At 53.8% G+C, this 13692-nt stretch carries 12 protein-coding genes and 1 pseudogene; 2 read left to right on the top strand and 11 right to left on the bottom strand.

Annotated elements, in window-relative coordinates:
* Positions 1–264: 264 nt before the first annotated feature.
* On the bottom strand, positions 265–636 hold the full coding sequence (locus ACLD72_RS13965) for a winged helix-turn-helix transcriptional regulator (RefSeq protein ID WP_128630506.1): 372 nt from the start codon (positions 634–636) through the stop codon (positions 265–267).
* Between the two features lie 191 nt (positions 637–827).
* On the opposite strand from ACLD72_RS13965, the gene ACLD72_RS13970 reads away from it, so the two are divergent.
* Both ACLD72_RS13970 and ACLD72_RS13975 read left to right on the top strand, forming a co-directional pair.
* Entirely contained in the window at positions 828–2093 is a 1266-nt protein-coding gene (locus ACLD72_RS13970) for an MFS transporter (RefSeq protein ID WP_410995526.1), read from the top strand.
* Entirely contained in the window at positions 2071–2913 is an 843-nt protein-coding gene (locus ACLD72_RS13975) for an aldo/keto reductase (protein ID WP_410995525.1), read from the top strand. The genes ACLD72_RS13970 and ACLD72_RS13975 overlap by 23 nt, the downstream gene beginning before the upstream one ends.
* Before the next feature lie 943 nt (positions 2914–3856).
* Here the strand turns inward: ACLD72_RS13975 and ACLD72_RS13980 are convergent.
* The 10 genes and pseudogenes from ACLD72_RS13980 to ACLD72_RS14025 all read right to left on the bottom strand — a co-directional run bounded on the left by ACLD72_RS13980 (position 3857) and on the right by ACLD72_RS14025 (position 13668).
* Positions 3857–5191 (bottom strand): ABC transporter substrate-binding protein, encoded by a 1335-nt coding sequence (locus ACLD72_RS13980; RefSeq protein WP_410995523.1) that lies wholly within the window; start codon positions 5189–5191, stop codon positions 3857–3859.
* A 72-nt stretch (positions 5192–5263) separates the two neighbouring features.
* Positions 5264–6424, bottom strand: a complete 1161-nt coding sequence (locus tag ACLD72_RS13985; RefSeq protein ID WP_458475818.1) for an efflux RND transporter periplasmic adaptor subunit — start codon at positions 6422–6424, stop codon at positions 5264–5266.
* Between the two features lie 17 nt (positions 6425–6441).
* On the bottom strand, positions 6442–7314 hold the full coding sequence (locus ACLD72_RS13990; protein WP_410995521.1) for a carbohydrate ABC transporter permease: 873 nt from the start codon (positions 7312–7314) through the stop codon (positions 6442–6444).
* Positions 7315–7343: 29 nt separating this feature from the next.
* Positions 7344–8261: a carbohydrate ABC transporter permease gene (locus tag ACLD72_RS13995; protein WP_410995520.1), complete on the bottom strand. Its 918-nt coding sequence runs from the start codon at positions 8259–8261 to the stop codon at positions 7344–7346.
* Positions 8262–8398: 137 nt separating this feature from the next.
* A pseudogene (locus ACLD72_RS14000) lies at positions 8399–8507 on the bottom strand (winged helix-turn-helix domain-containing protein); the annotation flags it as partial.
* Positions 8508–8664: 157 nt separating this feature from the next.
* Positions 8665–9546 carry a ketose-bisphosphate aldolase gene (locus ACLD72_RS14005; RefSeq protein ID WP_410995519.1) on the bottom strand — a complete coding sequence of 294 codons (882 nt, stop codon included), beginning with the start codon at positions 9544–9546 and terminating at the stop codon, positions 8665–8667.
* 48 nt (positions 9547–9594) lie between these two features.
* A complete protein-coding gene (locus ACLD72_RS14010; RefSeq protein ID WP_410995518.1) occupies positions 9595–10695 on the bottom strand; it encodes a PTS fructose transporter subunit IIC in 1101 nt (366 codons plus the stop codon).
* A 195-nt stretch (positions 10696–10890) separates the two neighbouring features.
* Positions 10891–11217, bottom strand: coding sequence for a PTS fructose transporter subunit IIB (locus ACLD72_RS14015; protein WP_128630515.1), 327 nt, complete (start codon positions 11215–11217; stop codon positions 10891–10893).
* Positions 11218–11249: 32 nt separating this feature from the next.
* Positions 11250–11705 carry a PTS sugar transporter subunit IIA gene (locus ACLD72_RS14020; protein WP_251596712.1) on the bottom strand — a complete coding sequence of 152 codons (456 nt, stop codon included), beginning with the start codon at positions 11703–11705 and terminating at the stop codon, positions 11250–11252.
* Positions 11680–13668, bottom strand: a complete 1989-nt coding sequence (locus ACLD72_RS14025; RefSeq protein ID WP_410995517.1) for a BglG family transcription antiterminator — start codon at positions 13666–13668, stop codon at positions 11680–11682. Before ACLD72_RS14025 ends, ACLD72_RS14020 begins: the two co-directional genes overlap by 26 nt.
* Positions 13669–13692: the final 24 nt, after the last annotated feature.

Consider the following 13692-nt stretch of genomic DNA (forward strand, 5'->3'; position numbering starts at 1 on the left):
ATGATCCGGAACCAGGCATGTTCATCCTCATTAGCGGCATTTTTTGTACTTATTTTCCTATGAATGGACCAGAACGCAGGCATTTCTTTACGACCGAGGAAAATAGCGGCATAAATTTCCTCTATTTCTTTCAAATACACGGATATCGCCGGAATAACGCCTTTTTTCGCCCTTATGTTTTTCGCTGGCTGAGGTTCTCCGGCAGTTTTGTGGTTTGCAGTTTTTTCTGATGTTTTGCAAGCGCCATTTTGGTTCTGGGCTATTTTACGATCTCAAATGTTCGTTCAGCACGTTCTCTTCTAATACCTCGTAACTCCCGTAAACTTTGTGAATATGCTGCTCGCCCCAGGCGCAGAGCGCGTCCAAAATACCCCGCAAGCTTTGTCCGTATTCACTCAGCTCATATTCCACACGAGGCGGAATTTCGTGATATACGATCCGTCGAATGATGCCGTCCGCCTCCAGTTCACGCAATTGCTGGGTGAGCATTTTTTGCGTGATATCAGGCATCAGGCGTTTCAATTCACTGGTGCGCTTGCGCCCGTGGGTCAGGTGGCATAAAATGACGCATTTCCACTTTCCCCCGATGATCTCCAGCGTGGCCTCCACGGCGATGTTGTATTTTTTCTGTTTCATTCCCATCTCTCCTTATAGCCTTAGGCACATCAAAGTACCTATATTACCACACGGTACCTATATTACTTCAAAGTGCGTACTTCTCATTAACAACGCTATATTCCATAATAACATTTGCCGCCCGGGTCCGCCGTATACCTTTTGGATAGGCTTATCCTTTATGGCAACATCATCTTTGGGGAGGGAAAGAAATGACTCTGGATAAAAAACGGAGCACGCTGGCGTTGCTGGCTTTAGCGGTGAGCGCTTTTGCGATCGGAACGACCGAGTTCATCAGCGTCGGTTTGCTGCCGCTCATCGCGGACGATATGCACATATCCGTGACCACCGCCGGCTTAACCGTTTCTTTATATGCTTTGGGCGTCACCATTGGAGCACCCGTCCTAACTTCCGTGACATCAGGAATGTCGCGCAAATCGCTGTTGCTGTGGATCATGATCGTGTTCATGATCGGCAATACGCTGGCCGCCACGGCTACCGGCATCGGCATGCTGCTTGCGGCCCGCGTGATCTCCGCGTTCTCGCACGGAGTATTCATGTCGATCGGCTCCACGATCGCCGCCGACCTGGTACCGGAGGACCGCAGGGCCAGCGCCATCTCGATCATGTTTACCGGTCTGACCGTCGCCACGGTCACTGGGGTGCCGCTAGGCACCTTTATTGGCCAGCAGTTCGGTTGGCGCGCGGCCTTCTTCATGATCGTAGCCGTTGGCCTGCTGGCTTTTATCGCGAACAGCATGCTGGTTCCGTCCGATCTGCGGAAAGGAGCGCCCGCCAAGTTCCGTGACCAGTTTAAGCTGGCGGCCAACGGCCGGATGCTGCTGTTGTTTTTGATTACCGCGCTAGGCTATGGAGGCACCTTTGTCGTCTTTACCTACTTGTCGCCGATTCTCCAGGAGATTACCGGTTTCCGTGAAGGAACCGTCGCCGTCATTTTGCTCGTATACGGCATTGCTATAGCGATCGGCAACATGATCGGCGGGAAACTTTCTAATCGCCAACCGATCAAAGCCTTGTTTTATATGTTCATCATCCAGGCGGTCGTGCTGCTGGCCCTGATGTTTACGGCGCCATATAAGGCGGCCGGTCTGATTACGATCGTGCTCATGGGCCTGCTCGCGTTTATGAATGTGCCCGGGCTGCAGGTTTATGTGGTCATGCTGGCGGAACGTTTTGTCCCGTCGGCGGTGGATGTCGCTTCCGCGATCAACATCGCCGCCTTTAATGCGGGCATCGCTATCGGATCTTACCTGGGAGGTGTCATCACCGACTCTATCGGCTTGATCCATACCTCCTGGATCGGAGCGCTTATGGTGGCGGCCGCCGTTGTCCTGACGGGCTGGAGCCGCGCCCTGGAAAGAAAGGATCACCGCGAATCGCACGCACAACAACAATTACAGCACAACAACAATTACAATGGGAGGTTCAATCATAATGATTTCAAGTCTGCAAGATAAAACAACGCTGCGTAACGGAATAAGCATGCCCTGGCTCGGCCTCGGCGTATTTAAAGTGGCGGAAGGCCCCGAATTGGTAAACGCGGTCAAATTCTCCATCACCCACGGGTACCGCAGCATCGATACCGCAGCCATCTACGAGAATGAAGCGGGGGTCGGCCAAGGTATCCGCGAAGGTTTGAAGGAAGCCGGAATCCCCCGGGAGGAATTGTTCGTCACCTCGAAAGTATGGAACGCCGATCTCGGTTATGAAAAGACTCTAGCCGCTTATGAGACAAGCCTGAAAAAGCTGGGGCTGGAATATCTCGACTTATACTTGATTCACTGGCCGGTGGCCGGTAAATTCAACGAAGCCTGGAGAGCGCTGGAGACGCTGTACAAAGCGGGAAAAGTGAAGGCGATCGGCGTCAGCAACTTCCAAGTTCATCATCTGGAGGACTTGATGCAGGACGCGGAGATCAAGCCGATGGTCAACCAAGTCGAATACCATCCGCGTCTGACGCAAACGGAGGTGCAGGCTTTCTGCCGGGAGCACGGCATTCAAATGGAGGCCTGGTCGCCGCTGATGCAAGGCCAGTTGCTGGATCACCCGGCGCTGCGGGAAATCGCCGGGAAATACGGCAAATCGGTAGCCCAGGTGATCATCCGCTGGGATTTGCAAAACGGCGTGGTCACGATTCCGAAATCGACCACGGAACACCGGATCGCCGAAAACGCGGCCGTCTTCGACTTTGAGCTGAGCCCGGAGGATATGGAGCGGATCGGCGCTTTGAACGAAAATCTTCGCGTCGGACCGGATCCGGACAACTTTGATTTTTAAACCGGCGAATTTATTGCACCAGGGATCTGGGGCTGGCCGAGGCGATGATACAATCGCCTTCGGTCAGCCCCCGTTTTTACGACCTTCTTTCCTCCCATTGGAAAAATCCAATAGATTGGCAGATATCGAACGCCATTTTGAGCTTTCACTGGAAAATATCCAATAGATCTCACTCTATCGCCTGTTTTTCATCCTGCTTGATCCTCATCTATTGGAAAATATCCAATCAGACCGCCATATTTTCCAGTAAAATCCCAATTCAATTGGACATTTTCCAATCTGGACGCTGGACCAAGCAACGTCCGGCTGTTCGACGTGTCCGACCGTATTTCCTGATGCATCAGCCGTAAAATCCCCATCGAGCCGACGAAACTGCCGCCGGACTTGCCGCTTATGAAGGAATAATATTTAGATAGGAAACAGGCATTTACTTCTCTATTTTACTGGCCCAACCTAGAAATCGGCGCTTTACAGCCGCACCAAGCCGGCTGCTGGAACGGCGAAACGTCAGCTGGACCTTCAAAATAGCGGAACTTTATGTGCTTATGATCCGGAACTAGGCATGTTCATCCTCATTAGCGTGCATTTTTTGTACTTATTTTCCCATGCATGCCCCGGAACGCGTACATTTACTTGCGACCGGAGAGAATAGCGACATCATTTTCCTCTATTCCTCTCAAATGGACGGATATCGCCGGAATAACGCCCTTTTACGCCCTTATGTTTTTCGCTGGCCGGTGGCTGGAGTTTCTCCGGCAGCCTGGTGGTTTGCGTGCTTTTCTATTGTTTTGTCAAACGCCCTTTTCGGTTTTGAGTCTTCTGCGATCTCAAATGTTCGTTCAGCACGTGTTCGATCGTAAGTTCCTTATGCACCTGTGGCGGACCAGCGAGTCGGGCAATGCCGATCCGCAGCCGCGGGATTTTTCTGCGTGGAGGCGCCGGCTTATTCGTTCAAAAAGGTCGTCGCGCGGTTTTGAATCAATTTTGCCGCTTCCTCCGCGGATTTTTGCCCGCTAAAGAACGCCAGCGATTCCTCGCCCACGATGGCGATCACCTTCCCGTCGAGCTGCGAATATTGGTCTACCTGATCCAATAGCTGCTGGAACCGGGTGAATTCCTCATCCTCCGCCTTCACGGCGTTTCCGTCAGGCAGTTTGTAGGTGCCTTCCCCGATTTGCTGCTTGATCTCGTCCAGCTTTTGCCCGTTCACCGATTTGAGCAGCGAAAATCCGCTGCGGTCTCGTATAGATTGCGCTTCTTCGGACAGGAGGAAGCTCACCAGCTTCCAGGCTTCCTCCCGGACGGGCGTCTTCGCACGGATGCCAAGCTGGGTAAGGGGAATGATCCGCATCGCGCCGGATTGCTCCGCGCTGTGGGGCTTTTGCAGCAGCTGCGGGTGGTCGAAGTACGTATGCGTAACGTTGATTACATCGGCCGGTTCGAACAAGACGGCGGAATAGAACAGCTGCTTGCCAAGTTCTGCCGTGTCCCCGGTCATGATGCCGTCATCGTACATCTTTTTCACTTGCTGCAGCAGCGCCACGAATTCTGGCGAATCGAACTTCGCTTTTTTCGCCGCCGAATCCACGTACGTCCCGTAGCTGTCGACCACCATTTCCTGTGTCAGCATCTCCGGCGGGTAATCAGCCATTGCATAAATCCCTTCCTTGCCCTGCGTCAACGTCTTCGCAACATTGGCAAAATCCTGCCAGGTCCAGGTTTCCTCCTGGATGCCTGCGTCTTTCAACACCTCGCCGTCGCCGATAAACGCTCTCAGGCTAAAGCCGGCCGGAACAGCGTACAGGCCGCTGCTTTCCTTCATCGCCTCCAGCACATTCATTTGCACATCGTCCGTTTTCAAGGTCTTATCCTGGCTCAACAGTGAATCCATGTTCAAAAGCAGGCCCTTTCCGACATAATCGCCCATCGGCAAGCTGTCGAGCTCGAACACGTCAGCTCCTTGCCCCGAGAGCAACTCCGTATTGATCGACTTCCGGTACTCCTCCAAATCGCCGGGCTTACTCTCTTCTCCGGCTTGCTTGTAAGCCTGGACGTTCAAATCGATGTCCGGGTATTTCGCTTCAAACTTACGCTCCAACGCTTCATAAAAGGGAGTCATTTCCTGAACCGATAAGGTCAGCCGGGTTTTGCCCCCTTCCTCGGCAGGCTGCTCTTTCTTTCCGCTCGTCTCCGGCCCTCCACTGCCGGCTCCGCAAGCGGTCATCGCCACCGAAAGTATTAAAGCTCCAATTACTGTCATTGCCAACCGTTTTTTCATGGGATATACCTCCTTGTTCTCTTCGCATCTTTATTTAAAGTCCGTGTTCAAAAAGTCAGGTTTTCATCAAATTTATTGCAAACGAATCTGGTTGCCGTCCTGCAACGGCTCGCTGCTTTCCAGGATAATCAGGTCCCCTTCATACAGGAGATCCGCCGGAATCATCGTTTCCCCATCGTTCACGGCGCTCGTTTCGATCGGCACCTTGCGGGCCACAAACACATTGCCCAAAGCGCCCAGCTGTTCCTCCACCTTGAAAATAAACCGCTTTTCTCCGTCGCGATGAACCGCTTCGTTCGGAAGCACCCAGCCTTTGTCGGAGGAAACCTGCTCCAGCTTGACCGAAGCCTGCTCAACCCCTTTCAGGCCGGGATTGGCCACATGGATGCGCAGCAGCTTTTGCGGCACCGCCTCCAACGTTCCGGCACCGTTCTCCGGCGAACCGTAGTTCCGCGACCCCGCATCGGCCATTTCTTCGATCGTGCCCTCCAGCCTGTACGCCGGCTGATCGGCGGCCTGGGCAACCTCAACCTCGATGTTCTGCCCGACCTTGGTCCCGAGGCGGCCGATCAGCGGCCCGTCGACGGCAATCTCCAGCAGGTATCCCGCGCTGCCGCTCGATACCACCACATCCGGCAGTCCCGCCGAGGCCAAGCCCTCCACCGCATTCACTTCCTTAATCACCCCGTCAAACGGGGCCAAGAGTTCCCGCTCCCGGTTTAACTGCTCCCGCAGCCCCGCGATTTTCCGCTCCTGCACCGAGAGATCAAGCTTTCGCGTTTCCAACTCGCGTTTAGTCGTACGAAGGCCGGATTCGTCTCCGCTAACCGTCGCCTGAATAAATTGATCCTGAACGTTTTGCAGCGCGATTCGTTGCTTCTTTAGCTCTGCGAGCTCATCCTCAAGCTCACGCTCGGCTGCGGCGCTGTCGTAAAGCACAAGCTTCTGCCCTTTTTTAACCGCCTCGCCTTCCTTCACGAGCACTTCCCGGACCTTCCAGCCCGCCGGATTCGCCAGCTCCGCCTGCTTTGCCGGCTGCAAGATCCCGCTGCCCTCCAGCTTGTATGTAAGCCCCCCGGCCGCCGCCTGCACCGTCCGGACCTTCGGTAAGGTCACCGATTGGAGCGTGTTGCTGAAAAACGTGAAAAACAGCAGTCCCCCCATCAGCAGCATAAAGACGGTAAAAATCAGTTTTTTCCGTTTACGATCAGCCTGCTCTTTCGTTAACTCCATCGTTTTGCATCCCCCCCTTATCCCTTGATCCCGGATAACTGCACGCCTTCGATGAAATACGTCTCTGCGTAGAGGAACAACAGCACCATCGGAGACATGTACAGCATGGATGCGGCAAAAGCCGTCCCCCATTCTCCGCTTAATCTCGATAGAAAGACCGATAAAGGCTGCTTGAGCGGGTCCAAAAAGATCAGCGGCTGCTCGACCATATTCCAATAATCGACGAACAGCAAGACCACCAGCGCTGCCAGTCCCGGTTTGACCATCGGCAGAATCAGCGTCAGGAATATCCGCGGATGGCCGGCGCCGTCCATTTTGGCGGCTTCGATGTAAGTGTAAGGGATATGCAGCATGAACTGGCGCAGCATGAATACCCCGAACGCGGCGAACACGCCCGGCAGGATCACCGCTCCCGGGCTGTGCAGCAGCCCCAGCTTATCGGCCATGATATAGTTGGGAACCAGCGTCACCTGAAAGGGCATCAGCATCGACAGTAAATAGACCAGGAAGAGCGCGTCACGTCCGCGAAACCGCAGTTTGGAGAGCGCATAGGCGGCCATCGCCGCCACCGCCGTTTGTCCGGCGATGATCGGCAGCACCAGTCCCGCGGAATTCCAAAACATCACCAAATATTTCGGGGTATACACCAACAGCCGGCCGTACTGCTCCAAGGTGACCTGGTCCGGCACCCATTTCAGATTGACGAAGGTTCCGGCACCGGTCGAAGTCACCTCCGTGAGCTTTCCGATCACCCCGTAATTGATCTTCAGCTCCTGTTCCGTCATCAGCGAATTGGTGAACGTAATGACGACCGGGAACAGCAGCAGCAAGCCGATCACCCCCAGGAACGCCGTCAGCAGAGCCTTTTGCACCGCTTTGATCACTTGCACGCTGTCCACCTCCTATTCGTACAAGTTCTCTATTCCATAAACTTCCGGTAGCGGCGCTCCAGCCCGAACAAGACCAGGACGATCGCCAGGATGGCGGCGACCATCAGCACCGCCGCGGCCGTCAGCTTCTGGATGTTTAGCGAAACAAACATGTTGTTCATGTAGTGCTGCAGCATGTAGATGCTGTCATGCGGATAATCGCCCGCCAGCAAATACGTCTCCCGGAACACCTTAAACGAATTGATGATCGATATGATGACCACGAAAAACGTCGTCGTCGTTAAGTAAACGAGCGTGATCCCCAAAAACTGGCGAAAGGGTCCGGCGCCTTCGACCCGGGCGGTTTCGTAGTAATCCTGCGGAATTTGCTGCAGGCCCGCCAGGAACAAAATGACGTTGTAGCCAACGTTCTTCCACAAATACACGACGATGACTACATACCGGGCGGCGGCGGTTTTCATCCAGTCCACACGCTGGATCCCGAAATGGCTGAGCGCATAGTTCAAAGCGCCGTTCCAGTCGAACACCACCTGCCAGATGATGATGACCGAAGCGACCGGCACCACCAGCGGCAGGACGTAGGAGGTGCGCAGCCACTTTCGCAGATAGATTTGCCGGTTCAACAGCAGCGCCAGTCCCAGCGACAGCACCAGCATCAGCGGGACGCCAAGCGCACTGAAATAAAACGTGTTGGCCGCCGCTTTCCGGAACGAATCGCTGGACAGGAGCTCGCGGTAATTCGCCAGGCCGACGAAGCTTTCGCCGGAAGTGCCGTTCATGAAGGAATACATCAGACTCATCCCGAACGGAATCAGATAAAACACCGCAAACCCGGCCGCGCTCGGCGCCAGAAACAACCATGCCGCCGCCCCGTCCCCGCGCAACGGGCAGGCGAGGCCCAGCCGGGTCAGGCCGTTCGGCGCACGCAAAAACCCCCACTTCTTCATCTTCCAGTCCTCCTGCATTCATGCCTTTAAGCATAGGGCAGACTTTTAAAATCAAAAGTGGGGTAAATCTTAAATTTTTCTTAATTTGATGTCGAATCTTGAATTTAGCCGGGTGGGGCATCTGCTTTCATAAAACCTACTTTGTTTCCGCCTTCATAAATAAGCTTCGCCCCACACCTGCCTGAAAATATGCTCCGAACTTAACACTTTCTTCGGGTGGCTGGCCAGCAACATCAAAATATCAAACCAGCATACCCGAGATCGGCCTGCGATTTCAAATGTTCATTCTTTTACGCCAGCATAGCGGTAAAGAGGCTGGCCGAGACGATGATTGCGATCGCCTTCGGTCAGCCCCCATTGCAGTAAATGGGCAACCGGATGGTTTAGAAGCGTTTTTCTTTGGTCACAAGAGAACGGGGTGCTTGTTGTAAAGCTCGCTTTTGCCGATGGAATCGAACAAGCGCATTTTGTTGCGGATCACTTCCTTGGCCGCGCTGATGCAGTCCGGATAGATGACGTTGGGGTCCCACCATTCTTCACGGCTCAAAATTTCCCGCGCCTTGGCGAAATACGCGTGTTTCATGTCGCTCGAAATGTTGACCTTGCAGATGCCTAGCTTCACGGATTGCGCCACTTCTTCATCCGGGTTCGAGGAACCTCCATGCAGCACAAGCGGGATATCGATCCGCTCGGCGATGGCTTTCAGGATATCGAGCTGCAGCTTCGGTTTGATGTGCTTCGGATAGATGCCGTGCGCGGTCCCGATCGCTACCGCCAATGTATCCGCGCCCGTCCGGGCAATAAAATCCCGCGCTTGCTCCGGATCGGTATACGTTACCTCCGTTACCCCGCCTTCGACGGAATTGCCCGTGCTCCCGATCGTTCCCAGCTCCGCCTCCACCGAGACGCCGACCGTATGGGCAAGCTCCACGACCTGCTTGGTCAATTTGACGTTCTCTTCGTAGGGGAGCAGGGAACCGTCGATCATCACGGAGGTGAATCCGCACTTGATGGCCCGCATCACCTCAGCCACCGAGCCGCCGTGATCGAGATGGATGACAAACGGAATCGGACTTTTGACCGCGCGGTCCCGCGCATAGCTGAAAAATTCATCCGTCAAAAACTCCAGCTCGCTGGGATGGATGGAAATGATCGCCGGTGCCTGGGAATGTTCCGCTTCTTCAATAACCGCGCGCAAAAAGCTGCTGTCCGCCACATTAAAAGCACCTACGGCAAACCGTTTCTCTTTGGCTACGGCCAACAATTCTTTCATCGTCAACAACATATCTCATTCGCTCCTTTTTAGATGTTCTTCAAAAAAGCCAACTTCTTTTTACTGCGCTTTCTCCAGCGTAAACGTGATGTCGTCATCATCCACACTTACGCCAAGCGTATCGTCGAATTCTTCATCAGCCTCGGTTACCGTTTTTTTGATCATAGAGAGGACGACTCCGCAAAGAACCGTTCCGATCAAAAGCGCGGCGGTAAACAGCCAGGGATGAGTGAACAGCGGCACAACGAACAATCCCCCATGCGGAACTGGAGCTTCCACGCCCCAGGTCATAATCAATCCGCCCGCAATGGCGGAACTGATCACGCAGGAGAGAACCACCCGGAACAAATCCCGCGCTGCGATCGGAATAACGCCTTCCGTGATCATGCAAATTCCCATGGGAAAAGCTGCTTTCAGCGCTTCTTTTTCCGAACGGGTATACTTCTTGCGGGTGAGAAAGAAAGATAACGTGATGCCGAGCGGCGGAATTATCGAACCGACGAATTTAACCGCTTCCGGTCCGTAGACACCTTGCACGAGTAAGCCGTCCGCGAACAGGGACATCGTTTTGTTGACCGGTCCGCCGAAATCGAATGTCGCCATCGCCCCCAGGACCGCGCCAAGCAGGAATTTGGACCCGCCCTGCATGGATTCAAGCATATGGGTCAGACCGTTTTGCGCCCATACGATGGGCTGCCCGATCAGCAAATACATGGCCAGCCCCGATAGGATGGTTGCCAGCACCGGTATCACCATAACCGGCATAAGCCCTTGCATGGATGCGGGCAAACGGACGTATTTCCGAATGGCGAGCACCACATAGCCGACCAGGAAACCGCCAACCATTCCACCGATAAAACCGGCTTGGATCTGCGAGCATACGTAACCTACGATCAGCCCGGGGGCGACGCCCGGACGATCGGAGATGGAGTAGGCGATGGCCGCGCAGATCAACGGGACGACCAGCCCCATGCCCAAACCTCCAAGCTGGTTGAGGTAATAAGGAATGGTCCCTGTCTTCTCCGCTACGTCGGTTCCTCCAAGCAGTTGTCCAAGCGCAATACAAATGCCGGCGGCAACGATCAGCGGAATCATATAGGATATCCCGGTAAGCAGGTGTTTTTTGATGATTTGGCCGATATGGCTGCCTTTATTAGTCATCGTCGTTCCTCCTTTTAGTGCGAGTTCAAAAAGTTGGTTTTCAGGACCGAGAAGGTTGGATGAAGCTAGGGACTGAGGAGCGGAGCGTACGTTTTGGGTACGTGAGCACCGGAAGGCCCGGCTGAATTCAAATTCGACGTCGAGTCTTCTCCCTGAACTGCTTCGTCATGGAAAGACGACTTTTTGAACTACCTTTTATGCGGGGTTTTGGTTGGAGGCCAGCGAATGCTCCACCTTCTCGATAAACTGAACTGGCGATTTGATAACGGTTTGTGTCTTGACCCGAACGACCGGTTTTCCTTTGAACCTTTCTTCGCCTCCTATCTTGATATCCGTCGCCAAAATCACCACATCCGCCTGCTCGATGTCTTCAGCGGTCAGCGCGTTCTCCGTGCCGATGGTGCCCTGGGTTTCCACCAAAATGTCGTGCCCCCTTGCCGCCGCTCCTTTAATCAGCTTCTCCCTGGCGATGTACGTATGGGCTATGCCGGCCGTGCATGCGGCAACCGCAACGATTTTCATATATACCCCTCCCGCGATGATATTTACTGAAATCAAGCTTGAACTTTAAACAGAGAAATTATTTTCCGCGGATCTTGTTCGACCAGCAGCGCATCCAGCACTTTTTCATCCGCCAAGGCGGATGCAACCTGCGACATCAGCCGGATATGGGTGGTCGTTTTGTCCGTCATCCGCACCGCAAACAGAATGACGCAATGCACCGGCTTGCCGTCAAGGGTTTCCCACGGAATCGGATGTTCGCTTCTGCCGATCGCCAGCGCGGTTTGCAGGACGGCTTCGGATTTGCCGTGCGGGATGGCGATATGGTTTTCCAGTCCGGTCTGCCCTTCCTCTTCACGTTTGTACACATCGGCGATAAAATCGTCGACCGAAGACAACACCCCCTCCTGCAGCAGCATCCCGCTCATTTCGCGGAACACCTCGTCCTTGGTGGCGGCCCGCAAATGGAGATTGATCCGGTTTTCATTGAGAATTTGGGCGATATCCATGATGCCCCTCCTTGTTCAGATTCAACTGTCCGCGAACCCTTCGTTTCTGTGCGGAACTAATGATGATGCCTTGCCGGTTGGCAAAGCCTTGCGCGTGATACCAATCATACAACTGGCGGAAAACCCATATCAGCTCCTTTTCGCCCGGGCAAGCGATCATCCAGTCCAAAGCGGCGATTTCCCCTTCTCCGCCTGTCGTGATGACCAAGCCGATTCGGGGTTGCTTGATCCTCCCGGAAGGCACCAGATACAATCGGTCTCCGCTTGACAGTGTAAGGCAGTTCAGATCTTGCAATCCGGCCGGACCATTCAGCCTGATTTTAAAACGTTTCCATAAATACTGCACCGCTTGGTCTCGAGGCTGGCCTGCGATAAATAGGTCGGCATCGTCAAGAACGTCTGCCAGAAAACTCCGGCCTGGGCCGGCTTGGCGCCCCTTTATAGCCTCCTGAACAATCCGCACGGTAACAAGCTTGACGTCAGCCTCACCAAATAGAGCGCTTACAAGAATCACCGGCACATCCGTTTCACTAAGCTTGACGGTGGAAATGATCAAGTCGGCTTTGTCCTTCCAGGATGCCGCCGCCTTGGCCGAAGAGACGGTATCGACGATTTTCCAATCGGGAAAAGTGCGCAAAATCCGGGTTTTCAGCAGATGGGAAGTTCCAATCCCGCTTGAGCAGACCAGCAGAACTTTCTTGCATTTCACCTGCTGCTCGATGGAATTCTGGAAGTATAAGGTTAAATATCCGAGTTCGTCTTCGCTAACCTCCCGTCCTTGCCACTCGGCGGACATCAGAGCCATGGACATTACCGTGATGTCGAACACCGCCGGGAACTCCCGCTTTATTTCGGCAAGCATCGGATTTTTAATGGAGATCCGATATTTTAGCCGATTCATCATCGGTTTAAAATGCACGATCAACCCGCTTCGCAACTGCTCATCCCCAGTAAGACCGGTTTGGATCAACGTCGAAAAACAAGCGACCAACCGGGCGGCGATCCGGGGGATATCGGGATTTTCCCGCACGATAAGCTCGGTGGCCGAAGGGCTAAAAGCGGATATCCCGGCTCCGGACGAAATCAGATGTTGATAAATAAAATAGGTCTCCTCCTCCGGCAGACTGCCGCCAACGTATTGCTCGACGTGCTTTATAATCGAAGCGGCGATTTTAAAAGCGTTTTCGTCCAAGGATGAATCTTGCCGGGCATCCGGTTTGCCGGTCAGAAGCTTACCTTTTTCAAACCTTTTGATCAAAATAAGCAAATGGGACAGCATATTAATATAATACGGATCGCCAATCGGATAACTCAGGTCGTGTTCGGTTTTCTCCAGCAGCTCCTGCACAAACCTGACGGCTCCCGGTTCAAACTGCCGCTCCAGTTCCCGGTAGGTTTGGCGGTCGATCCGGTTTTGCTCGGCGCAGCCGCTTTCCTTGGGATAGGTGAGGATCAGTTCGTTGACGAGGTACATAAGAGCTTTGCGGATATCTTCCTCCGCTCCCCTGATGTGCGTCCCCTTCTGATTGCGGACCAACTGCAACCGGAAGGGTTCCAGCATGCCCTCAATAAATTTCAAATCGTTGACAATCGAGGCATTGCTGATGTAATACGCCGCCGCCAGCCTGCTGATGGACGTCTCTTTCGGCGCCTGGCTCAGCAGTTCGGATAGAATTTGAATCCGCCTGGCCCCAGTGGACTGATCCGATGGTTCAGGGGGATCTTCGAATTGGTATCCCTTATTCCGGGGCATGACCGGCAATTCCAGCATGTACCCTTTTCCCGGCTGTTTTTTCAGCCCGATTCTCTCGCGTTCCAGCCTTTCTTCCACCGCCTGCAGCTCGCGGTAAATCGTCTTTTCCGACAAGTCGAGCCTGTCGGCTATCCATTTGGCGGTAACGTAGTTCCGCTGCCGGCTGAGTAAGTTAATGATTCTTTTCTGCCTGCTTGATAGCGCTATCATGAGGATCACCTCCTTAACTCACGT

The sequence above is a fragment of the Paenibacillus lacisediminis genome (assembly GCF_046567315.2).